Source organism: Thioalkalivibrio sp. ALR17-21 (genome assembly GCF_000420185.1).
GTDB classification, from domain to species: domain Bacteria; phylum Pseudomonadota; class Gammaproteobacteria; order Ectothiorhodospirales; family Ectothiorhodospiraceae; genus Thioalkalivibrio; species Thioalkalivibrio halophilus.
In genome coordinates this window covers 96,384-118,585 of record NZ_ATUL01000008.1, presented here as the reverse complement: position 1 = coordinate 118,585, position 22,202 = coordinate 96,384, and the positions used below count along the sequence as shown (strand labels likewise).

The window sequence follows — 22,202 nt, the reverse complement described above, 5'->3', positions numbered from 1 at the left end:
CATACAATCGGGGGCCCGAACGAACCGGAGTGGCTCGATGAATGTGGACATGGGAGACGAGGGCCTGGATGTCACCGGGATCAGCCGCGAACAGTGCGCGACCCTGGTGGAGGCCCTGAAGGCCAGCAGTGATCAGAGTTTCATGGAGGATCCGGAGCTGCGCAAGCTGTTCAAGCTGCTCGCCGTGCTGCAAAGCGATCTGTGGGACGAGATGACCGCGGGTCAATTCGATTTCAGTCAGTACAAGAAGCAGTAAGCCACTGCAGGAGACTGTCATGTCCGATCCGTCCGGCGGCCGCCCCTCGAATTTCGTCATCGGCAATATCCTGCTGGGGCTGGCGGCCCTGATGCTGTTCTTCTTCGTTCCGCTGTGGGAGCGGATCGGCGTGGTGGCCCTGTTCCTGTGGATGGTCCTCGCTGCGGCGGGGGTGTACTTCATCGTGAAGGACAAGGACATAACGCCCGGTGGACCGCCGAACTGATGCCCCCCGGACGGGGGAGCAGGCAGCCGGTATCGAGACCCCGGACACCGTGTCCGGCGGGCGCTCGCGGGCCGCTTTTCCGGCCTTTCTGAGCGAGCGCCTCGCACGCCTGCGCGACGCCGCGGGCGAGCTCGATCAGGGTGAATGCTCCGGGGACTGCGTGGACCGGCTGTATCGCGAGGTCAGCGCCCTGGCCCGCGTGGCCCGGACTCACGGGGTGCAGGAGATCCTGCGCCTGGCCGAGTCACTACAGGCGACCCTGGCCGGGCTGCGGGCCCGTCCGAACACTGCCGATCGCGAACTGCTGCGTCTGGGCCTCGCGCGCCTGGAGGCCGCCGCGGAGGCCTGGGCGCGTCAGGAACAGGGGGTGCCGGAGACGCGCCTCCAGCCGCAGGTGTCGGCGGATGCGGGTGGCGGCCGGGTGCAGGTGGTCGCGGAGGTCCCGGAAGTCGGCGAGGCAGTGGCGGGCATGCTGCGTGATCACGGCTTCGCCGTGGTGCTGACCGGCGCCGAACCGGACGCGGCGGGCGCCGGCGGGGTCACCGCGCGGGTGGTCTGCGTCGGCGAGGTAACCCCGGAGTCCGCGGTGCTCACGCGACTGCAGGAACCGGGACGCGGGTTTTTGCCGACCCTGGTGGTGGCGCGCTCCTGGAGCCCCGGGGCGCGCCTGCAGGCCGTGCGCGAGGGAGCGGCCCGCTGCCTCGATTACCCGCTGGCGGACGATACTCTGCTGGAGCAGCTGGTGCAGATCGGCGGGGTGGTCGCGGATACGGGGTATCGGGTTCTCCTGGCGAGTGCCCGCCCCGAGGCTGCCGACGACACCCTGGTGGCGGGTCTGCGGGAGGCCGGACTGACGGTGGAGGTCCAGCCGGACCCCGATGCGGCGCTGGCCGGCCTCCACGGCGGCGAGGTCGAGGTCCTGGTGCTGGATCTGGACGAAGGGGGGTGCAGCGCCGAGGAGTTCGCGGCCCTGCTGCGCACCCGCGACAACGGTTCCTCCATCCCCATGCTGGTCCTGACCGCCGATCCCGGACGGGTGAACGAGCTGATGGCCCTGCACCCCGGGGCGAGCGGGGTGTTCCTCAAACCGGTGGAGCCGCGCCGGCTGGCGGACGCGGTGGTGGCCCGGGCCCGTCAGCAGCGCCAGGTCGACGGGGTCACCTCCGCGTATCGTCAGGCGCTGTATGAACGCGAACGCGAGCATCTCGCGGTCAACGAGCACGCGCTGGTGAGCATCACGGACGTGGCCGGCGACATCATCTATGCCAACGAACGGTTCGCGCGGGTCAGCGGCCATGCGGTGTCCGACCTTCTGGGGCGCAACCATCGCCTGCTGAAATCGGGGGTGCACACTCCCTCGGTCTATGCGGAACTCTGGGAAACCATTGCCGCGGGCCGCATCTGGCAGGGCGAGCTCTGCAACCGCGCGCGGGACGGCTCGCTGTACTGGGTCGAGACCACCATCGTTCCCTATCTGGATGGCGACGGCCTGCCGTATCAGTACGTGTCGATCCGCACCGACATCACCACGGTGAAGCGTCAGGAGCATCGCCTGCGCAGCAGCCAGCGCTTCGCCAACATGGGGACCTGGGAATGGACCCCGGGACGCGAGGAACTGCAGTGGTCCGAGCGTATCGCGCCCCTGCTGGGCCACGCTCACGGAGACCTCGAGCCCACGGTGGAAAACTTTCTCGGTGCCGTGCACCCGGAGGATCGCGAGCGGGTGGAAAACGCCATCCGCAGTTCCCTGCGTCGCGGGTCCTATCTCGAACTGGAGCACCGGGTGGTCTGGCCGGATGGCACGGTTCGCTGGCTGCTGCAGCGCGGTGACGTCGAGCGCGACGCCAGTGGCGGCGTGCTGCACATGCTGGGTGTGTCGCAGGACATCACCAAGCGCAAGCAGTCCGAGCTGGCGTTGACCCGTCAGACCACGCGGCTGCGCGAAGCCCAGCGCCTTGCGCGCGTGGGGCACTGGGAACACGATCCGGTGACCGGAGCGCTGTGGTGGTCCGACGTGGTCTACGAGATCTTCGCCCTCTCCCCGGGCGACGCTCCGGTGAGCATGGAGGGCTTTCGTGCGTTCGTGCACCCCGAGGATCGCGAGCGGCTCGACCGCGAATATGCCGGGGTGCTGGCCGAGGGGCGGGGCGAGGTGTTTCTGCGCATCCGGCGCGATGACGGCGAACTGCGGCACCTGCATCTGATTGCCCATGGCGAAAGCACCGGGGGCCGGGAACAGAACGGCCGGCTGACCGGAACCGTTCAGGACGTGACCGAGCTGCAGCAGGCACAGGAAGAACTGTCGCTGTTCCGGCGCATCTTCGAGGCCTCGGAACAGGCGATCTCGGTCGCCGACCGGGAAGGCCGCATGGTGTACAACAACCCCGCGGTGCTGGAGATGACCGGCTTCGAGGAGGCCGATCTGGCGGGCCGATCCTATCGCGAACTGATCCCGGCGGAGGCGGAACAGTCGGCGCGCGAGATCGACGAAATCCGCGAGGCTGGCGGGGCCTGGACCGGTCAGCTGCCGATCCGCTGCCGCAACGGCGCGGTGTTCATGTCCAGCAGTACCATCGGCGTGGTGCGTGACAGCCGTAGCGAGCCGCAGTACATCTTCAACATCTTCGGGGATTTCACCGCGGAGCTGCAGCGGCGCGCCGAGCTGCAGCGGGCCCGCGAGGAGGCCGAGCAGGCGAGCCGGGCGAAGTCCGACTTCCTGTCCAACATGAGCCACGAGCTGCGCACGCCGATGAACGCCATCCTGGGCTTTGCCCAGCTGTTGCAGCGCGACACGTCGCTGGGCGAGCGCCAGCAGAGTCAGCTGGACGAGATCGCCCGCGCCGGCCGGCACCTGCTGGAGCTGATCAACGAGATCCTGGACCTCGCGCGTATCGAGTCGGGGCGGCTGCAGGTGACGCCGGAACCGGTGGACGTGGCGGACGTGGTGGACGAGTGCCTGTCGCTGCTGCGGCCGCTGGCGCAGGAGCGCGAAGTTCGCCTGGAAGGCGCGCGGGCGGCCACCGCGGATGCCCCGCGCGTGCAGGCCGACCGTACCCGGCTCAAACAGGTCCTGCTGAATCTCTTGTCCAACGCCATCAAGTACAACCGCGAAGGCGGGCGGGTGACGCTGCTGGGCGCTGCGGGGCAACAGGGGCTGCAGCTGGAGGTGCACGACACCGGCCCCGGACTGACTGCCGAGCAACAGGAACGGCTGTTCCAGCCCTTCGACCGGCTGGAGGCGGACTCCAGCGGGGTGGAGGGCAGCGGCGTGGGGCTCACCATCACCCGGCACCTGGTGGAGATGATGGACGGCCGGCTGGGCGTGACGAGCACGCCGGGCGAGGGTTCCTGCTTCTGGTTCGAACTGCCGCTGGCCGCGGACAGCGATCTCGGGGCAACACCCGGGGGCGGGCCCGATCACCCGGCCGCGGCCGGCGCATCGGAACTGCCGGCGTCCGGCACGCCGCGCACGGTGCTGTGCATCGATGATCAGCCGGCCAACCTGCGCCTGATGGAAGAGGTCCTGGGACCGGAGTCGGACCTGGAAACGGTGGTGGCCGAGACCCCCCTGAAGGGCCTGGAGGAGGCGGCGCGGCTGGCGCCGGAACTGATTCTGCTGGATCTGGCGATGCCCGGCATGGACGGTTATCAGGTGCTGCGCGCGCTGCGGGCCGACGACCTGCTGGCCGGCGTCCCGGTGCTGGCGGTGACCGCCGATGCCACCGACCCGACGCGTGAGCGTGCGCTGGCGGCCGGTTTCGCGGAGGTGATCACCAAGCCGGTGGATCCGGCCGGACTGCGTGAACGGGTGCGCCAGGCGTTCGCGGGCAGCGCTCAGAGGTAGAGCCAGGCGACGATCGCGACCGCGGCGACCACCGCCACCGCGTCGGCGCTCAGCGCGGCCGCCAGGGTATGGCGGACCCGCTTGACCCCGATCGCGCCGAAATAGACCGCGAGCACGTAGAAGGTGGTCTCGGTGGAGCCCTGCAGGGTGGACACCAGCATGCCGACGTGGGTATCCGGCCCGGTGGCCGGGTCCTGCATGATCCCGGCCATGATGCCGTAGGCGCCCGACCCGGACAGTGGCCGCAGCAGTGCCATCGGCAGGGCCTCGGCGGGCAGCCCGAAGGGCGTGGTCCACGGCCCGACCAGCCCGACGAACATCCCCAGCGCGCCGCTCTCGCGCAGCATGCCCACCGCGACCAGGATCGCCACCAGATACGGGATGATCCGCAGGGCCACGTTGAAGCCCTCTTTCGCCCCCTCGACGAAGACCTCGTATACCGGCACGCCGCGGATGACGCCATAGGTGAGGAAGCCCACCACCAGTCCCGGGATGATCCACGGGGCGATGGCCTGGCCGTAGATGATGGTCAGCGGGATGATCGTCAGCACCCCCAGCAGGACCAGGATCGAGACCCAGGCGGGATAGCCCTCGGCCGGGACCTCGATGTTCATCGGCTGGGGCTGCTCGCCCGGCTCCGTGTCCCGGTCCGCATCGGAACGCCGGTCCCCGGCGGGGTCGGCTTCGGCGTCGGGGTCGTCAAGGCCGCCGGGCGGGATCTCGCGGGTGGCCGCCGGGGGACGGAACCAGCGTTGCAGGACCAGCGCGCTGGTGATCCCGGCGACCGTCGCGAACAGCGTCGCGAACAGCGTGGTCGGCAGGATGGCGGCCGGATCCTCCGAGCCCAGCGAGGCACGCAGCGCGATCACCCCGGTGGGCAGCAGGGTGATGCTGGAGGTGTTGATCGCCAGGAACAGCGCCATCGCGTTGGTGGCGGTGCCCGGGTGGGGGTTGAGCTTCTCCAGTTCCTGCATCGCGCGGATGCCGAAGGGCGTGGCGGCGTTGCCCAGGCCCAGAATGTTGGCGGAGAAGTTGAGGATCATCGCGCCCATTGCCGGATGTTCCGGCGGGACGTCGGGGAACAGGCGCACCATCAGCGGCCGCAGCAGGCGGGCGAGGACGGTGAGCAGGCCGCCGGCCTCGGCGATCTTCATCAGGCCCAGGAACAGCGCCATTACCCCGACCAGCCCCAGCGCCAGTTCCACCGCGGCGCCGGCTGCCTCCACTGCGCCTTCGGAGAGGTCCGCCATGGGGCGTTCCTCCGGATCGGTGGAGCGCAGCTCGCGCAGCGCCGCGGTGGTGAACGCGATGACGACCAGCGCAAGAAAGATCGCGTTCATGCGCCGGGGGCCGTGATGTTCAGCGGTTCTCGCCGCGCGAGACCAGCCGCAGGAAGGCGTCCATCCAGCGCGCCGGCAGGATTGCCCGGAGGAAGGCGAACAGGTGCGTGGGGAAGGTCACGCGGTAGCGCAGTTTCGGGCGCCGCGCCTCCAGGGCGTGGATCACGCAGCGGGTCACGGCCTCCGGCCCGAGGGTGAACGGGGCGTCGGCCTCCGCGTTCGCCATGCGCGCCTCGGCGGCCTCGTAGGTCCGCGCCCAGGGGCTGTGTGCCCGGTGGATGTGCTGGCGGAAGGCCTTCAGCGCGTTGGCGCGGAATTCGGAGCGGATGGGACCCGGCTGGATGATGGAGACCCGGACGCCGCTGCCGTGGAGTTCCTGGCGCAGGGTGTCGGACATCCCCTCGATCGCGAACTTGGAGGTGACGTAGGCCCCGCGCAGGCGCAGCGGGGCGAAGCCCAGCACCGACGAGTTCTGGATGATGCGCCCCTCGCCGGCGCGGCGCATCGCCGGGATCACCAGGTTGGTGAGCTCCAGCCAGCCCAGCACGTTGGTCTCCAGCTGGGCGCGCAGGGCGGCGCGCGAGAGGTCTTCCACCGCCCCCGGCTGGCCGTAGGCGCCGTTGTTGAACAGGCCGTAGAGCTTCCCGCCGGTGCGGTGCAGGACCTCGTGCGCCGCGCTGCGGATGCTGGCGGAGTCGTTGAGGTCCAGTTGCAGGGCCTCGAAACCCTCGTTCTTCAGACGCGAGATGTCTTCCGCGGCGCGCGCGGTGGCGAACACGCGATAGCCACGGTCGCGCAGAGAACGGGCTGCGTGGGCCCCGATCCCGGAGGAGCAGCCGGTGATCAGGACGGCGCGGGCATCGGTATCGGCGGCACTCACGAGGGATCCCCCGGAATCAGTAGGTGAGGGAGGCGACACCGTCCTCGACGACCTCGCCGATGAAGGCCCCGCCGCCACGCATGCCATCGAGCTCGGGCACCGCGTTGTCCAGCGTCAGGCCGTTTTCGTCCATCGCGCCGGCGCAGGCGTAGAATCGCGCGCCGGCCTCGTGGGCGTCCTGCATGAAACTGTAGACCGATTTTTCCTGCGCTTCGCCCGGGTACATCTGCTCGGCCACGCCCCGGCGCAGCAGACGGGTGGTCTGCGCGGCGAAGTAGATCTCCACTTCCAGATCCATGGCGGCGGCCACGGTGGCCTGGAAGAACGGCGCGCCCAGGGTGCCGGGGCGGTCGAGGTCCAGGTTCAGGAGCATGATCACGATCTTGTCGGCCATCTCTTCTCTCGCTTTTCAGGGCGGGTTGGATACGGTTTGCGCAATGCGCTGCATGATCCGACCTCCGGCCGCGCGAAGCAATCGCCATGGATGCTTTTAATCCGGGCCGCCGCCCGCATAATACGGCTATCCACTGTTGATCGATGAACCGACCTCGGGAGAATACCGTCATGCCGATCTATGAATACGCCTGCCAGGAATGCCGCCAGGTCTCCGAGATCCTGCAGAAGATCTCCGACCCGCCCGCCACCACCTGCCCGCAGTGCGGCGCCGAAGCCCTGACCAAGCAGGTCTCGGCCGCCGGGTTCCGCCTGTCGGGCGGCGGCTGGTACGAGACCGACTTCAAGCAGGGCGGGCAGCGCAACCTGAAGGACGGTGCAGGTTCCGGGGGGAGTTCCGGTGCGGACAGTTCGGGGAGTTCGGGTTCCGGTGACAGCGGTGGCAAGGCTGCCGCGTCCGGAGGCTGAGCCGTATGCTGGCCGCGCTCCGGCGTTACGTGATCGCGGGCCTGCTGGTCTGGTTGCCACTGGTGGTGACCGGCTACGTCATCAAGCTGCTGGTGGACCTGCTGGATTACAGCGTGCTGGTGCTGCCGGAGGCCTGGCGCCCGGAGGCATGGCTGGGCTTCGACCTGCCGGGTGCCGGGGTGGTGCTGGCGGTGGCGATCGTGCTGGTGACCGGGATGATCGTGGCCAACATCGTTGGCCGCCGTCTGGTGCACCTGGGCGAGGCGGTGGTGCGGCGCATCCCGCTGGTGAGCACCATCTATGGCGCGGTGAAACAGGTTACCGAGACGGTCTTCACCAACGGCGGGGAGTCGTTTCGCAAGGTGGTGATGATCGAGTATCCCCGTCGGGGGACCTGGTCCATCGCGTTTCTGACCGGTACCGCCACTCCGGAGACCCGCGAACGCACCGGCGAGGACATGGTGACGGTGTTCGTGCCCACCGCCCCCAACCCGACCTCCGGCTTCGTCCTGCTGACCCCGCGCACCGAGGTTACCGAGCTGGACATGTCGGTGGAGGACGGGCTCAAGTTCGTGATGTCGCTGGGGGTGGTGATACCGTCCGATGATCCCGTCAGCGCGCCGCTTCCGGTTGCGCGGGACGGGGGCAGGCCGTAACATTTCCGGCCCTTTGACGGGCGTGACGCGCCCGTTTTCCCCGATCAACCCGCGCGGCCGCCGTGACCGGCATGCCGCGCCCGGCAGCTGGAACGGCGCAATGCGAACGCATCTCTGTGGGCAGGTCACCGAAAGCGACCTCGATTCCGAAGTGACCCTGTGTGGCTGGGTCAACCGCCGCCGCGACCACGGCGGCGTGATCTTTGTCGATCTGCGTGATCACGCCGGACTGGTGCAGGTGGTGTTCGATCCGGACCGCGAGGAGGTCTTCGCGCGTGCCGAGCAGCTGCGCAGCGAATACGTGATCCGCATGACCGGCCGCGTGCGCCGGCGCCCCGAGGGCACCGAGAACCCCGAACTGACCACCGGCGCGGTCGAGATCCTCGGCCTGGAACTGGAGGTGCTGAACGCGGCAAAGACCCCGCCGTTCCCGCTGGATGACGAGGACGTGGGCGAGGATACCCGCCTGCGCTATCGCTACATGGATCTGCGCCGCCCGGTGATGCAGGAGCGCCTGCGCCTGCGCGGCCGGGTCACCGCGGCGATGCGCCGGTTCCTCGAGGAGCGCGACTTCCTCGATCTCGAGACGCCGATGCTGACGCGCGCGACCCCCGAGGGCGCGCGCGATTACCTGGTGCCGTCGCGCACCCACGCGGGCAGCTTCTTCGCCCTGCCGCAGTCGCCGCAGCTGTTCAAGCAGCTGCTGATGATGTCCGGCATGGACCGCTACTACCAGATCACCCGCTGCTTCCGCGATGAGGATCTGCGTGCCGACCGCCAGCCGGAGTTCACCCAGCTGGACATGGAGATGGCGTTCGTCGACGAGGCCGACGTGATGGGCGTGACCGAGGAGCTGATGCGTCATCTGTTCCGCGAGGTCATGGGCATCGAGCTGGACGATCCGTTCCCGCGCATGAGTCATGCCGAGGCGATGACCCGCTTCGGTTCGGACAAGCCGGATCTGCGCATCCCGCTGGAGTTCACCGAGCTGACCGAGGTGATGCAGGCGGTGGAGTTCAAGGTCTTCAACGCGCCGGCGAACGACCCCGAAGGGCGGGTGGCCGCCCTGCGCGTGCCGGGCGGGGCGGAGCTGACCCGCAAGGAGATCGACGGCTACACCGAGTTCGTCGGGCGCTACGGGGCGAAGGGTCTTGCGTACATCAAGGTCAACGACCCCGCCGATCCTGCGAACGGGCTGCAGTCGCCGATCCTCAAGTTCCTGCCCGAGGACGTGATCCGCGAGATTCTCGCGCGTACTGGCGCGGCCGCCGGCGACCTGATCTTCTTCGGCGCGGACCGCGCCGACGTGGTGAACGAGGCGCTCGGTGCGCTGCGCGTGCAGGTCGGCCATGATCGCGGCCTGGTCGAGCCCGGCTGGTGCCCGCTGTGGGTGGTGGATTTCCCGATGTTCGAGTGGGATCCGGACGACAAACGCCTGTACGCCCTGCATCACCCGTTCACCGCCCCGGCCACCGACAGCCCCGACGCTCTGCGCGAGAACCCGCGCGAGGCCATGTCGCGGGCCTACGACATGGTGCTTAACGGCACTGAGGTCGGCGGTGGCTCCATCCGTATCCACAACCCGGAGATGCAGCAGGCCGCGTTCGAGGCGCTGGGCATCGGCGAGGAAGAGGCGCGCGAGAAATTCGGCTTCCTGCTGGATGCGCTGAACTTCGGCGCCCCGCCGCATGGCGGCCTGGCGTTCGGGCTGGATCGGCTGGTGATGTTGATGAGCGGCGCCCACTCGATCCGCGACGTGATGGCGTTCCCCAAGACCCAGACCGCGGCCTGTCTGCTGACCGACGCCCCGGCGCCGGTGGGCGAGAAGCCGCTGCGCGAACTGGGCATCCGCCTGCGGGCCGGGGTTGCCGGCGACGGCGCGCAATAGGCCCGGGGGCAGCGCGGCGATGACGGCCATGCGGACCACGGTGGTGACCCTGCATGGCTGGCACATGACCGGGGTGGAGATGGTGCTGCTGCGGCGCCGTCTGCGCGCGGCGGGCTACCGGGTGCGGGCGTTTCGCTATCCGTCGCGCCGGGCCAGTCCCGAGGAAGTCGCGCGCGCCCTGGCGGCCTGGCTGGAGACCCTGCCGGACGACATGGTGCACCTGGTCGGCCACAGCCTTGGCGGGGTGATCCTGCGGCACCTGTTCGCGGTGGCGCCGGTGCAGCGGCCGGGGCGCGTGGTGATGCTGGGTTCCCCGCTCGCCGGCAGTCGGGTGGCCGCGCGGCTGGCCGCCAACCGGGCCGGGCGCTGGTGGTTGGGGCGCGCGCTGGATCGCGGTCTGCTGGGCGGCAGCCCGGTGCTGCGCGGGCGTCAGGTGGGGATGATCGCCGGTACCCGCGGGCGTTTTCCGGGGCCGCTGCTGACCGAACTGCCCGAACCGCATGATGGCCTGGTCGCGGTGGAGGAGACCCGGGGGCCGGAAGTGTCCCGGCATCTCCAGGCACCGGTCACCCACATGGGCCTGATCTTCAGCGATCCGGTCGCGCAGGCCGTCGCGCATTTCCTGGAGCACGGGGAATTCGACCTCTGAACCCCGTTACACTGAGCAGCGTTTCCCTGAGCACAGGCAACGAGGAGGCGGAACACCATGGCCGGTCACAGCAAGTGGGCGAACATCAAGCACCGCAAGAGTGCGCAGGACGCGAAGCGCGGCAAGCTGTTCACCAAGCTGATCCGCGAAATCACCGTCGCCGCGCGCCATGGCGGGCCGGATCCGGAGACCAATCCGCGGCTGCGTCTGGCCTTTGACAACGCGCTCAAGAACAACATGACGCGCGACACCATCGAGCGCGCGGCGAAGCGGGGTGCCGGGGAGACCGAGGGCGAGGCCTACGAGGAGCTGCGCTACGAGGGCTACGGCCCCGGGGGGGCGGCGATCATGGTCGACTGCATGACCGACAACCGCAATCGTACGGTGTCGGAGGTGCGCCATGCCTTCAACAAGATGGGCGGCAATCTCGGCACCGACGGTTCGGTGGCCTATCTGTTCGAGAAGAAGGGCGTGATCAGCTTTGCTCCGGGGCTGGACGAGGAGACGGTGATGGAGCCGGCGCTGGAGGGCGGTGCCGAGGACGTGCTGGTGGACGATGACGGTTCCATCGAGGTCCTCACCGACCCGGACGCCTATCAGGACGTGCGTCAGGCCCTGCTGGATCACGGTCTGGAGCCGGAAAATTCGGAGGTCACCATGCGTCCGGAGACCCTTTCCCCGCTGGACGAGGAAACCGCCGAGACGGTGCTGAAGCTCCTGAACATGCTGGACGATCTGGACGATGTGCAGAACGTCTACACCAACGCCAACTTCCCCGAAGGGGTGGGCGGCGATGGTTGAGCTGCGGATTCGGCGGCGGGGCTGAAGCGGTGCGCATCCTCGGCATTGATCCCGGTTCGCGCCTGACCGGTTTCGCGGTGATCGAAACCGGGTCGCGGCAGTCGCGCTCGCTGGGGCACGGCGTGGTGCGCCCGCGGGCGAAGGCGTTCCCCGAGCGCCTCGGCGAGATCTTTGTGGGGATCGAGGAGGTGATCGCCGAGCTGGCCCCCGAGGTGCTCGCGATCGAGAGCGTGTTCGTCGCACGCAATGCGCAGTCCGCGATCAAGCTCGGGCAGGCGCGCGGGGCGGCCATCTGTGCCGCTACCCGGGCGGGGTTGCCCGTCCACGAATACACCCCGCGCGCGATCAAGCTGGCCGTGGTCGGGGTTGGCGGTGCCGGCAAGGAGCAGGTACAGCACATGACGCAGCAGATCCTTTCTCTCGGCGAACCGGCGTCCAGCGACGCCGCCGACGCCCTGGCCGTGGCGCTGTGCCATGCGCATACCGATGCCAGCCAGGCGCGGTTGCAGCCGGCCGCCGCCATCGGCGGAGGCCGCACATGATCGCGCGTCTGGAGGGGACCCTGATCAGTCGCGAGCCCGGCGGCGTGCTGCTGGACGTCGGCGGCGTCGGCTACGAGGTGGACGTGCCGGTGTCCACGCTGGCCCTGTTGCCGGACCCGGGCGAGACCGTGGTGCTGGCCACCCATCTGGTGGTGCGCGAGGACGCCCATCAGCTGTACGGGTTCCATCATCGCCGCGACCGTGACCTGTTCCGCCGGCTGATCCGGGTGAACGGCATCGGTGCGCGTCTGGCGCTGGCGATGCTGTCGACCTATGCCGGCGACGAGCTCGCCGGGCTGATCCGGTCCGGCGACACCACCGGGCTGGCGAAGGTGCCCGGGATCGGCAAGCGCACCGCCGAACGCGTGGCCCTGGAGCTGGGCGAGCGTCTGGGCGAACTCGGCTTTGGCGGGTCGGCTCCGGAGGCGGGGGGCGATGCGGCGCCGGCTACGGCCGGCCCGTCGATGGAGGACGAGGCCCTGGCGGCGCTGGAGGCCCTGGGCTATGCGCGTGCCAGCGCGGAGAAGATGGTGGCCGCGGTGCGCGAACAGGCCGATTCGGTGGAGACCCTGGTGCGCCTCGCCCTGCGTGCGACCGTGCGTTCCTGAGGCTGCATGCCGGGCGGGCGTGATCCGGCCCGGATTCCGCGAAAACCACAGCCGGGAGCCCCTGTAAATGGTTCCCGGCAGGATGCATACTGCAGCGCATGGAATCCCGCCTGGTCGACATGCAGCATCAGTCCGAGGACGCCGGCGCCGAAGTGAGCCTGCGGCCGAAACGGCTGACGGACTACACCGGCCAGCCGCAGGTCGTGGAACAGCTGGGCCTGTTCATCGATGCCGCGCGTGGCCGGGGCGAGGCCCTGGATCACACCCTGGTGGCCGGTCCGCCGGGGCTGGGCAAGACGACCCTGGCGCACATCGTCGCCCACGAACTGGGGGTGGGGCTGCGCCAGACCTCCGGCCCGGTGCTGGAACGCGCCGGGGATCTGGCCGCGATCCTCACCGCGCTGGAACCGCGCGATGTGCTGTTCGTCGACGAGATCCACCGCCTGCCCACGGTGGTGGAAGAGGTGCTGTACCCCGCGCTGGAGGACTCGCAGCTGGACATCGTGATCGGCGAAGGGCCGGCCGCGCGCTCCATCAAGGTCGATCTGCCGCCATTCACGCTGGTCGGGGCCACCACCCGCGCGGGGCTGCTGTCGGCGCCGCTGCGCGACCGTTTCGGCATCGTGCAACGCCTCAATCATTATTCCGTCACCGACCTGGCGCATATTGTCGAGCGGGCCGCCGGGCTGCTGGGCGTGGGCATCGATGCCGCCGGGGCCGAGGCCATCGCGCGGCGCGGGCGTGGCACCCCGCGGCTGGCCAATCGCCTGCTGCGGCGGGTGCGCGATTATGCCGAGGTGCGCGCCAGCGGGGTGATCACCGCCGAGGTCGCGGAGCACGGTCTGGATCTGCTGGCGATCGACGCCGGCGGCCTGGACGCTCAGGACCGGCGCCTGCTGGAGGTGCTGGTGGACAAGTTCGACGGCGGGCCGGTGGGCGTGGAGAGCCTGGCCACCGCGCTCAACGAGGATCGCGGGACCCTGGAGGACGTGGTCGAGCCCTTCCTGATCCAGCAGGGCTACCTGCAGCGCACCCCGCGCGGCCGCCAGGCGACCCGGCGCACGCTGGCGATGTTTGACCTGCCCGGCGGGGACGGGGACCTGCTGGCCGGCGGAGGGCGTGCATGACTGCAGCCACGGATTTTCGCTGGCCGGTGCGCGTCTATTACGAGGACACCGACGCCGGCGGGCTGGTCTACCATGCCAACTACCTGAAATTCATGGAACGGGCGCGCACGGAATGGCTGCGGGAACTCGGCTACGGGCAGGACCGTCTGAGGGCCGATTGCGGTGTGGTGCTCGCGGTCCGTCGCGCCAGCCTGGACCTGCGCCGGCCGGCGCGTTTCGACCAGTCCCTGGAAGTGACGTGCCGGCCGCAGCGGCTGCGCCGCGCGAGCGTGGGGTTTTACCAGGAGGTTATCCGCGACGGCGAGGTGCTGGTGCAGGGCGAGGTAATGATCGCCTGCATGGATCCGGATCGGGGCGTGCCGGCCCCGGTGCCCGAGCCCGTACACCGCGCGATGCAGACGGCCATCGCAGACACGACCGAAGCAACCGGCTGAGGGGGAGGACCCGTGGAAGTCGATTTTTCGATGTACCAGCTCATCATGGAGGCCAGTCTGGTGGTCCAGCTGGTGATGATCATCCTTGTGCTGGCCTCGGTGTTCTCGTGGCTGGCCATCATCGTAAAGGCGCGCACGCTGCGCGGCGTGGACCGTGCGGCCGATGACTTCGAGGAACGTTTCTGGTCGGGCGCGGATCTGTCCCATCTCTACGAGGGATTGCGGCGCAAGACCGTACTGAACCCGATGGAACATGTGTTCTCCTCCGGGTTCAAGGAGTTCCTGCGTGCGCGCCAGCACGGAATGGCGCCCGCCGAGCCGGCCCAGGGCGCGATGCGGGTGGCGATCTCGCGCGAGCTGGACGGCATGGAGCGCTATCTGCAGTTCCTGGCCACGGTCGGGTCGACCAGCCCGTACATCGGCCTGTTCGGTACCGTCTGGGGCATCATGCATGCGTTTCTCGGGCTTTCCGGGGTGCAGCAGGCGACCCTGGCAATGGTCGCCCCGGGCATTGCCGAGGCCCTGATCGCGACCGCGCTGGGGCTGTTCGCGGCGATCCCGGCGGTGATCGCGTACAACCGTTTCTCGGGGGACGTGGATCGCATCGCCGGGCGGTTGGAGAACTTCAGCGAAGAGTTCGCGGGCCTGCTGAACCGCCAGTCCCATCCGCGCGCAAGCGAGGCGTCGGTCGCCACGACCGGCGAATAAACCATGGCGAAGACCTCGCTCCGCAGTCAGCGTCGCAGCCGGCGGCCGATGTCGCAGATCAACGTCGTGCCGTTCATCGACGTGATGCTGGTGCTGCTGATCATCTTCATGATCACCGCGCCCATGCTGCAGCAGGGGGTGGAAGTGGATCTGCCCGAGGCTCAGGCCGAGGCGCTGGATGACGGGACCGAGGCGGCCGAACCGCTGGTCGTCACGGTGGACGCCGCGGGCGCGCTGAGCCTCAACCAGGGACCGCGGGTGAATGAACCGCTGGCGCCCGAGGAGATGACCGAGATCGTTATCCAGTTCCTCGAGGACCACCCGGGCACGCAGACCTACGTGCGCGGCGACCGCAATGTGGACTACGGACGGGTGATCGACGCGATGATCGCGCTGCAGCGGGCAGGGGGCGGCCGCGTGGGCCTGATCACCGAACCGCCGCGCGACGACTGAACCGGCCGCCGTGTTCGAACTGCTGCGACAACATCCGTTTGCCCTGCTGCTGGTGCTGGCGCTGCATGGCGTGCTGTTCGCGGCGCTGTTGCTGAACGTCAACCTTGCGCCGGACAGCCGTTCCGGGGAGCCCCTGGAGATCACGACCGGCGACGAGGTGGAAGTGGTTCAGGCCGAGGCGGTCGACGCCGAGACCTTCGACCGCATCCAGCATGAACGCGAAGTCGCGGAGCAGGAGGCGATCGCCGAGGCCCTGCGCGAGGAAGAGGAACGCCGCCGCGCCGAGGAACAGCGCAGGCTGGAAGAACAGCGCCGGCGCGAGGCCGAGGAGCAGGCCCGACGCGAGGCACTGGAAGAGGCGGAACGGGCGCGGCGGCAGGCACAGGAAGAAGCCGAACGTCTGGAGCGCGAGCGCGAGGCCGCTGAACAGGCCCGGCGCGAGGCGGAAGCGGAACGCGAGCGCGCGGAGCAGGAACGGCGCGAACGCGAGGAGGCCGAACGTCAGGCCCGCGAGGAACAGGAGCGTCGCGAGCAGGAGGAGGCCGAACGCAGGGCACGCGAGGAAGCCGAGCGGCGTGCCGAAGCCGAGCGCGAACTCGAGGAGCAGCGCCGGCGCGAACGCATGGAAGAGGAGATGCAGCGCATGGCCGAGGCCGCGGAACGGCGCGAGGCGGCGCAGGCGGCCGCCGAACGCCGCGAGGCGATCGAGGAGTGGCAGGCACAGGCCAGCGCGGTGGTCCAGCGCCGCTGGCGCGAACCCGCGGACGTCAGCGCGTCGGACCGGGCGACGGTGCACGTGCGGGTCAACGAGACCGGGCGTATCATCAGTTTCGAGGTGGAGCGCTGCGCCGGAGGGCCGGCCTTCTGCGCGTCCGTGGAGGAGGCGATCGAGCGCCTGCGTGCCCTGCCGGAGCCGCCGGATGCCGACGCCGCGGCGCGCGGAGTCCGGATCCAGTTCGAACCGCAGTGACGGTGAGGTTTCAATGGCATTGCAGGCACCAATGATGAAAAAGATGTTGCGGCCCCTGACGGGCCTGCTCGGGATTGCCCTGATGCTGGGGGCCTCCCAGGCGCACGCGGTGCTGGAGGTCACGGTGACCGAGGGCGTGTCGGGGGCGATCCCGGTAGCCGTGGCGCCGTTCGAGTGGCGCGGCGAAGGTGAGCCGGAGACCCGCATGAGCGGGATCCTGGGGGACAATCTGCATCGCAGCGGGTTGTTCGAGGTGCTGCGCGAAGACCTGCCTTCGGGGGCCACCGGGCCTGCGGACTTCATTCCGGAGCCCTGGGGTGCGGCCGGGGCCGAGTACGTGGTGGTCGGCAGCAAGCGCCCGGACGGCGACCGTGTGGTGGTGGATTTCCATGTGTTCGACGTGCTTGCCGAGGAACGCCTCGGCGGCTGGCGCATCCCGGTGCCGGCCGACATGCTGCGGCGCGGCGGGCACCGGGTGTCGGATCTCGTGTTCGAGGCCATCACCGGGGATCCGGGCGCGTTCAGTGCGCGCATCGCCTTCGTGCAGGTGCAGCGCGACGGCGACGACCGCGAGTTCCGCCTGCAGGTCGCCGATTCGGACGGCGCGAACCCGCGCACCCTGTACCGCTCGTCGGATCCGGTGATGTCGCCGGCCTGGTCGCCGGATGGCAACGAACTGGTGTATGTGTCGTTCGAGAACCGGCAGTCCGAGGTCTTCCGCCACGACGTGCGCAGCGGCGAGCGGGTGAGCCTGGCCCGGTTCCGGGGAATCAACAGCGCGCCGGCATGGTCGCCGGACGGACGTCACCTGGCGCTGAGCCTGTCGCGCGACGGCAGTCCCAATATCTATCGGCTGGATCTGCAGAGCGGGGACCTGGAGCAGCTGACGCGCTCCTCCGCGATCGAGACCGAGCCGGCGTGGTCGCCGGACGGCGGGACCATCTATTTCACCTCCGACCGTGCCGGGGCACCGCAGATCTACCGCATGGACGCCGACGGCGGGGATGTCCGGCGCCTGACCTTCGAGAGCGGATATGCGGCGGGTGTCACGGTGTCCCCGGATGGCGATTCGGTAGTGTATGTCGAGGGGGGCGATGGCGGCTTCCGTCTGGCCCGCCTGGATCTCGGCGACCGTCGTGTCACGCGACTGACCGATTCCGGTAACGCCGAATCCCCGAGCTTTGCTCCCAACGGCAGCATGATTCTGTACGCCATCAGCGAAGGCACTCGTGGCGTCCTGGGCTCGGTGAGCCGGGATGGCCGGGTACACCAGCGGCTGGAGGGCCGGGACGGCGAGGTGCGTGAACCGGCCTGGTCGCCACTCGGCGAATAATGAGGGTCTGCCCGGATTCTTTGATGATTGACAACACCCTGAGGAAACAAACGATGAACCACCTGATTCGCTGGGGCATTCTGGCCCTTGTCGTGGGCTCGCTGGTGGCCTGCGCCCAGCCGGTGCGCGATGCCGAGGATCCGGCCGAGCGTGAGGCACGTGAGGCGGCCGAAGCCGAAACCGAGGCCGAGCGTGAGGCCCGCGAGCGGCGCGAGCGCGAGGCACGCGGGCTGGGCGAGGACCGGCGCCTGGACGCCGCGGCGCTGGATGACCCGGACAGCCTGCTGGCCGAGCGTTTGGTGTATTTCGAATTCGACCGTGACGAGGTGAAGCGCGAGTACGAGGAGATGCTGGAGGCGCATGCCGAGTATCTCGCGGCCAACCCCGGTGCGCGGCTGCGTCTGGAAGGGCATACCGACGAACGGGGTACCCGTGAGTACAACCTGGGGCTGGGCGAGCGCCGTGCGCAGTCCGTGCGTCGGGTGCTGAACCTCAACGGGGCCGAGGACGAGCAGATCGAGGTCGTCAGCTACGGCGAGGAGATGCCGGTGGCCTTCGAACAGACCGAAGAGGCCTGGGCGCAGAACCGGCGCGTGGAACTGGTATACGACCGTCGGCAGTGATGATGGTGATGGATACGCGTCCCATGCAGGCGATTCGGCGGCGGGCCGGGCAGCGTTTCCCGCAGGGTGCCCTTCGGGGCGCCCTGCTGGCCGGGATGCTTCCGGCGCTGCTGCTGGCCGGCCCCCCGGTGCTGGCGCAGGAAGACGGCATCGTGGCGACGCAGTCGCAGGTGCGCGAGCTGGACCGCCGGCTGGATCGCATCGAGCGCAGGCTGGATTCCAGTGCGCTGGCGGACATGCTGCGCGGCGTCGAGGAGATGCAGCGGGATCTGCGCAATCTGCGCGGAGAAGTCGATACCCTGAATCACCGCCTTGACCGCCTGGAAGAGCGCCAGCGGGACCAGTTTGCTCATCTGGACGAGCGGCTGGCGACGCTGGAGGCCGGAGGCGTCGCCAGCGAAGGCGAGGCGCCGCAAGAAGAAGTGGTGGATTTCGATCTGCCGGACGCGGGCGAGCAGGAGGCCTACCAGGAGGCCTTCTCGGTCCTGATGGACGGGGATTATGCCGGGGCGATCCGGCAGCTGGAGGCGTTCATCGAGCGGTTCCCGGACGGGGATTTTGCCGCCAACGCCTGGTACTGGCTGGCCGAAGCCAAATACGCCAGTGGCGATTTCGAGGCCGCGCTGGAAGACTTCGAGCGGTTGCGTGAGCAGTTCCCGGAGAGTGACAAGCAGGGCGATGCCCTGCTGAAGATCGGTTACTCGCATTACGAGCTCGAGGATTTCGAGGCCGCAAGCGAGGCGCTGGAACAGGTGCGCGAGGAATACGGCGGCACCACGCTGGATCGCCTCGCGCGCGAACGCCTGCAGCGGATGGACGGCTCGTGAGCGTGGAAGCACCGCTGCGCCGCACCTCGGCACCGGCCTCCGCGTCCGGGGGCGCGCTCCGGCTGCGCCTGAGCGAGATGTTCGTTTCGTTGCAGGGCGAGGCCGCGCAGGTGGGCTGGCCCACGGTGTTCGTGCGCCTGACCGGCTGCCCGCTGCGCTGTCGCTGGTGTGACACCGAATACGCCTTCGAGGGCGGCGAGACCACCGACGTGGACACGGTGCTGCAGCGGGTGACGGGCGAGGGGGTGCGCCACGTGTGCGTCACCGGGGGCGAGCCGCTGGCCCAGCCGGGCAGCCGTGCCCTGATCACGGGCCTGTGCGATGCCGGCCTGGCGGTCACCATCGAGACCTCCGGTGCCATGGACGTGAGCGACGTGGATCCGCGCGCCGGGCTGGTCATGGACTGGAAGGCACCCGCGTCCTGCGAGTCCGGGCGTAACCGGGCGGAAAACCTCGCGTATCTGGGGGAGGGCGACCAGCTGAAGTTCGTCCTCGCCAACCGGGCGGATTTCGAATGGGCGCGTGACGCCCTCCCCGGGATGGGCCTGGATCCGGCGGTGGAAGTCCTGTTTTCCCCGGTACATGGCGAGCTGGAGCCGCGGCTGCTGGCCGACTGGATCGTGGCCGAACGCCAGCCGGTACGTTTTCAGGTGCAGCTGCACAAGTGGCTGTGGGGCGACGAGCCGGGGCGTTGATGGCCACGGGGGTGAATGAACGCGCCGTGGTCCTGCTGTCGGGCGGACTGGACTCGGCCACCTGCCTGGCGCTGGCGCAGGAGCAGGGGCTGGAATGCCACGCCCTGTCGGTGGACTACGGGCAGCGCCACGCCACCGAGCTGCAGGCGGCGCGGCGTGTGGCCGCGGCCGCCGGGGTGGCCGACCATCGCGTGGTGCATGTCGACCTGACTGCCATTGGCGGCTCCGCGCTGACCGACTCGGCCATCGAGGTGCCCGAGGCCGGCGGCGAGGGTATCCCGGTGACCTACGTGCCGGCGCGCAACACCGTGTTTCTGTCGCTGGCCCTGGGGTTTGCCGAGACCCTGGGCGCCCACCGTCTGGTGGTGGGCGCCAACGCGGTCGACTACTCCGGCTATCCCGACTGCCGCCCCGCGTTCATCGAGGCCTTTCAGTCGCTGGCGCGCGTCGCGACGGCCACCGGCGTGGAGGGCGCGCCATGGTCGGTGGAGGCCCCGCTGATGCATCTGAGCAAGGCGCAGATCATCCGCGAAGGGGCGCGTCTGGGCGTGGACTATTCGCTGACGGTGTCATGTTACCGGGCCGACGCGGACGGGCGCGCCTGTGGCACCTGCGATTCCTGCCGCCTGCGTGCCGACGGTTTTGCGGCGGCCGGGATCCCCGATCCCACCCGTTACGCCGGATGAGCCCCGGCCCCGGAAGATTCGCCCGGGGAAGCACGGAATGAAACCTCTCTCGATCTCGTCTGGTGGTCGATGTATGCTGCGCGGCCCTGAACGGCGAAACCGGATACCTTGCTCCGGTCGGTCGTGCAGCCCGAGTGACAACTGATCAAGAGGGTTTGACGCATGGAATTCTCCAGCTTTTCCGCAGCCGCCACGGCGGTGCTGGTCGGAACGTTCATCCTCGCCTTCATCATGGGGGCGGTCGCCAACAAGACCAACTTCTGCACCATGGGTGCGGTCTCCGACTGGGTGAACATGGGTGACACCGGGCGCATGCGCTCCTGGCTGCTGGCCATCGCCGTGGCCATGCTGGGCGTGAGCACCCTGGAATTCTTTGGCGTGCTGAGCGCCGAAGGTTCGTTTCCTCCCTATCGCATGGACAACCTGAACTGGCTCGGGCACGTGCTGGGCGGTTTCCTGTTCGGGATCGGCATGACCTACGGCTCGGGCTGCGGTAACAAGACCCTGGTGCGCGTGGGCGGCGGCAACATCAAGTCGGTGATGGTGATGGTCCTGATCGGCATCGTCGCCTACTTCCTGCTGAGCACGCAGTCGGTGTTCGGCACCGGCGAGACCCTCAATCAGCTGCTGTTCGGCTGGATGGACGCCACCGCGATCACGCTGTCCGGCGGCCAGGATCTTGGCTCGATCGTCGCGGGCGATGCCGACGGCACCGCGCGTCTGGTGCTGGGCCTGGTCATCGGCGTGCTGCTGCTGGCGCTGATCTTCAAGGCGGCGGACTTCCGCAAGAGCTTCGACAACATCCTGGGCGGGCTGGTGATCGGCCTGGTGGTGATCGGTGCCTGGTGGCTGACCAGCAACGTGCAGGTCGCCGACGAGATGGGTGACACCTACACCCCGACGGCCTATCTGGCCGACTGGGATTTCCTGGGCGAGCCCGGTGAAGAGCGCCCGGCCGACCAGGTGCGTTTCTGGAACAACCAGTCCTTCACCTTCATCGCGCCGATGGGCCAGAGCGCGGCCTACGTGAAGGAAGGCTTCGACAGCCGCTTCCTGTATTTCGGCGTGATGGCGCTGGCGGGCGTGATCCTGGGCTCGTTCTTCTGGTCGCTGGTGTCGCGCAGCTTCCGCATTGAGTGGTTCTCGTCCCTGCGTGATTTCTGGAACCACTTCGCCGGGGGCATCCTGATGGGCGTGGGCGGCATCCTCGCGATGGGCTGTACCGTGGGGCAGGCCATCACCGGGGTCTCCACGCTGGCGATCGGCGGGTTCCTGACCTTCATCTTCATCGTGTTCGGCGCGGCCCTGACCATGAAGATCCAGTACTACAAGATGGTCTACGAAGACGAAGCCAGCTTCGGCAAGGCGCTGATCACCTCGCTGGTGGACATGAAGCTCCTGCCGTCGAAGATGCGCAGCCTCGAAGCGATCTGATCGCCGGCGGGGCGGGAACCTTCTGCCCGGGCGGGCCGCGATCGCGGCCCGCCTTGCGTTTTGGTGACGGGGCCGTACACTACGCCCCCGTTGCAGATCACACGGGTCGTTAGCTCAGTTGGTAGAGCAGTGGACTTTTAATCCATTGGTCGTAGGTTCGAATCCTACACGACCCACCATCTCCCCGGTCCCGGACCGGCACAAGGCCCGTTCAGCGGGCCTTTTGTGTTTCCGGCATGCAGACACGCTACAATGTCGGGTTACGAAACCAACGGCGAAAGTGGCGGAACTGGTAGACGCGCTGGGTTTAGGTCCCAGTGGGGTAACACCCGTGAGAGTTCGAGTCTCTCCTTTCGCACCA

24 protein-coding genes and 2 tRNA genes are annotated in these 22,202 nt (G+C 68.8%); 23 read left to right on the top strand and 3 right to left on the bottom strand.

The features are described from left to right. Nucleotides 1-37 precede the first annotated feature (37 nt). From G020_RS0106365 to G020_RS0106355, 3 genes are read left to right on the top strand one after another with little or no spacing between them, the layout of a single operon-like run. The gene (locus G020_RS0106365; protein ID WP_018870032.1) at nucleotides 38-256 is read left to right on the top strand and encodes a hypothetical protein; all 219 of its coding nucleotides are present in this window, start codon (nucleotides 38-40) and stop codon (nucleotides 254-256) included. A gap of 19 nt (nucleotides 257-275) precedes the next feature. After that, complete coding sequence (locus G020_RS0106360; protein ID WP_018870031.1) at nucleotides 276-482, top strand: hypothetical protein; 207 nt, start codon at nucleotides 276-278, stop codon at nucleotides 480-482. Beyond that, on the top strand, nucleotides 466-4,326 hold the full coding sequence (locus G020_RS0106355; protein WP_024329008.1) for a PAS domain-containing protein: 3,861 nt from the start codon (nucleotides 466-468) through the stop codon (nucleotides 4,324-4,326). The genes G020_RS0106360 and G020_RS0106355 overlap by 17 nt, the downstream gene beginning before the upstream one ends. Here the strand turns inward: G020_RS0106355 and G020_RS0106350 are convergent. The 3 genes from G020_RS0106350 to G020_RS0106340 are packed head-to-tail and all read right to left on the bottom strand — an operon-like array spanning nucleotide 4,317 to nucleotide 6,940. Continuing rightward, nucleotides 4,317-5,666: a nucleoside recognition domain-containing protein gene (locus G020_RS0106350; RefSeq protein ID WP_024329007.1), complete on the bottom strand. Its 1,350-nt coding sequence runs from the start codon at nucleotides 5,664-5,666 to the stop codon at nucleotides 4,317-4,319. The genes G020_RS0106355 and G020_RS0106350 overlap by 10 nt on opposite strands. A gap of 19 nt (nucleotides 5,667-5,685) precedes the next feature. Continuing rightward, nucleotides 5,686-6,546 carry an SDR family oxidoreductase gene (locus tag G020_RS0106345; RefSeq protein WP_018946417.1) on the bottom strand — a complete coding sequence of 287 codons (861 nt, stop codon included), beginning with the start codon at nucleotides 6,544-6,546 and terminating at the stop codon, nucleotides 5,686-5,688. Between the two features lie 16 nt (nucleotides 6,547-6,562). Next, complete coding sequence (locus tag G020_RS0106340) at nucleotides 6,563-6,940, bottom strand: DsrE family protein (RefSeq protein ID WP_018946416.1); 378 nt, start codon at nucleotides 6,938-6,940, stop codon at nucleotides 6,563-6,565. A 170-nt stretch (nucleotides 6,941-7,110) separates the two neighbouring features. Between G020_RS0106340 and G020_RS0106335 the strand changes: the two genes are divergently transcribed. From G020_RS0106335 to G020_RS0106240, 20 genes are all read left to right on the top strand, one after another. Next, nucleotides 7,111-7,407: an FmdB family zinc ribbon protein gene (locus G020_RS0106335; protein ID WP_018946415.1), complete on the top strand. Its 297-nt coding sequence runs from the start codon at nucleotides 7,111-7,113 to the stop codon at nucleotides 7,405-7,407. Nucleotides 7,408-7,412: 5 nt separating this feature from the next. Beyond that, entirely contained in the window at nucleotides 7,413-8,063 is a 651-nt protein-coding gene (locus G020_RS0106330; RefSeq protein WP_018946414.1) for a DUF502 domain-containing protein, read from the top strand. Between the two features lie 100 nt (nucleotides 8,064-8,163). Continuing rightward, nucleotides 8,164-9,951, top strand: a complete 1,788-nt coding sequence (gene aspS / locus G020_RS0106325; protein ID WP_024329006.1) for an aspartate--tRNA ligase — start codon at nucleotides 8,164-8,166, stop codon at nucleotides 9,949-9,951. Between the two features lie 19 nt (nucleotides 9,952-9,970). Further along, a complete protein-coding gene (locus G020_RS0106320; RefSeq protein ID WP_018946412.1) occupies nucleotides 9,971-10,600 on the top strand; it encodes a triacylglycerol lipase in 630 nt (209 codons plus the stop codon). Between the two features lie 57 nt (nucleotides 10,601-10,657). Continuing rightward, nucleotides 10,658-11,401: a YebC/PmpR family DNA-binding transcriptional regulator gene (locus tag G020_RS0106315; RefSeq protein WP_018870022.1), complete on the top strand. Its 744-nt coding sequence runs from the start codon at nucleotides 10,658-10,660 to the stop codon at nucleotides 11,399-11,401. A 29-nt stretch (nucleotides 11,402-11,430) separates the two neighbouring features. Next, a complete protein-coding gene (gene ruvC, locus G020_RS0106310) occupies nucleotides 11,431-11,943 on the top strand; it encodes a crossover junction endodeoxyribonuclease RuvC (RefSeq protein ID WP_024329005.1) in 513 nt (170 codons plus the stop codon). Further along, on the top strand, nucleotides 11,940-12,551 hold the full coding sequence (gene ruvA / locus G020_RS0106305; RefSeq protein WP_024329004.1) for a Holliday junction branch migration protein RuvA: 612 nt from the start codon (nucleotides 11,940-11,942) through the stop codon (nucleotides 12,549-12,551). Before ruvC ends, ruvA begins: the two co-directional genes overlap by 4 nt. 98 nt (nucleotides 12,552-12,649) lie before the next feature. After that, a complete protein-coding gene (ruvB, locus tag G020_RS0106300) occupies nucleotides 12,650-13,678 on the top strand; it encodes a Holliday junction branch migration DNA helicase RuvB (RefSeq protein WP_018946409.1) in 1,029 nt (342 codons plus the stop codon). Then, nucleotides 13,675-14,112 carry a tol-pal system-associated acyl-CoA thioesterase gene (gene ybgC / locus G020_RS0106295; RefSeq protein WP_018946408.1) on the top strand — a complete coding sequence of 146 codons (438 nt, stop codon included), beginning with the start codon at nucleotides 13,675-13,677 and terminating at the stop codon, nucleotides 14,110-14,112. The genes ruvB and ybgC overlap by 4 nt, the downstream gene beginning before the upstream one ends. A gap of 30 nt (nucleotides 14,113-14,142) precedes the next feature. After that, entirely contained in the window at nucleotides 14,143-14,820 is a 678-nt protein-coding gene (tolQ, locus tag G020_RS0106290) for a protein TolQ (RefSeq protein WP_024329003.1), read from the top strand. Nucleotides 14,821-14,823: 3 nt separating this feature from the next. Next, on the top strand, nucleotides 14,824-15,273 hold the full coding sequence (gene tolR, locus G020_RS0106285) for a protein TolR (RefSeq protein ID WP_018946406.1): 450 nt from the start codon (nucleotides 14,824-14,826) through the stop codon (nucleotides 15,271-15,273). A 10-nt stretch (nucleotides 15,274-15,283) separates the two neighbouring features. Beyond that, nucleotides 15,284-16,243, top strand: coding sequence for a cell envelope integrity protein TolA (tolA, locus tag G020_RS0106280; RefSeq protein WP_018946405.1), 960 nt, complete (start codon nucleotides 15,284-15,286; stop codon nucleotides 16,241-16,243). 43 nt (nucleotides 16,244-16,286) lie between these two features. Beyond that, nucleotides 16,287-17,576, top strand: a complete 1,290-nt coding sequence (gene tolB / locus G020_RS0106275; RefSeq protein ID WP_024329002.1) for a Tol-Pal system beta propeller repeat protein TolB — start codon at nucleotides 16,287-16,289, stop codon at nucleotides 17,574-17,576. Between the two features lie 53 nt (nucleotides 17,577-17,629). Then, entirely contained in the window at nucleotides 17,630-18,199 is a 570-nt protein-coding gene (gene pal, locus G020_RS0106270) for a peptidoglycan-associated lipoprotein Pal (RefSeq protein ID WP_018946403.1), read from the top strand. Continuing rightward, nucleotides 18,199-19,026, top strand: coding sequence for a tol-pal system protein YbgF (ybgF, locus tag G020_RS0106265; protein ID WP_018946402.1), 828 nt, complete (start codon nucleotides 18,199-18,201; stop codon nucleotides 19,024-19,026). The genes pal and ybgF overlap by 1 nt, the downstream gene beginning before the upstream one ends. Then, entirely contained in the window at nucleotides 19,023-19,721 is a 699-nt protein-coding gene (gene queE, locus G020_RS0106260; RefSeq protein ID WP_024329001.1) for a 7-carboxy-7-deazaguanine synthase QueE, read from the top strand. The genes ybgF and queE overlap by 4 nt, the downstream gene beginning before the upstream one ends. Then, nucleotides 19,721-20,407: a 7-cyano-7-deazaguanine synthase QueC gene (gene queC / locus G020_RS0106255; protein ID WP_019569110.1), complete on the top strand. Its 687-nt coding sequence runs from the start codon at nucleotides 19,721-19,723 to the stop codon at nucleotides 20,405-20,407. Before queE ends, queC begins: the two co-directional genes overlap by 1 nt. Nucleotides 20,408-20,569: 162 nt before the next feature. Beyond that, complete coding sequence (locus G020_RS0106250; RefSeq protein WP_018946399.1) at nucleotides 20,570-21,841, top strand: YeeE/YedE family protein; 1,272 nt, start codon at nucleotides 20,570-20,572, stop codon at nucleotides 21,839-21,841. A gap of 103 nt (nucleotides 21,842-21,944) precedes the next feature. Further along, nucleotides 21,945-22,020: transfer RNA gene (locus G020_RS0106245), tRNA-Lys, on the top strand. Between the two features lie 95 nt (nucleotides 22,021-22,115). Continuing rightward, nucleotides 22,116-22,202: transfer RNA gene (locus tag G020_RS0106240), tRNA-Leu, on the top strand.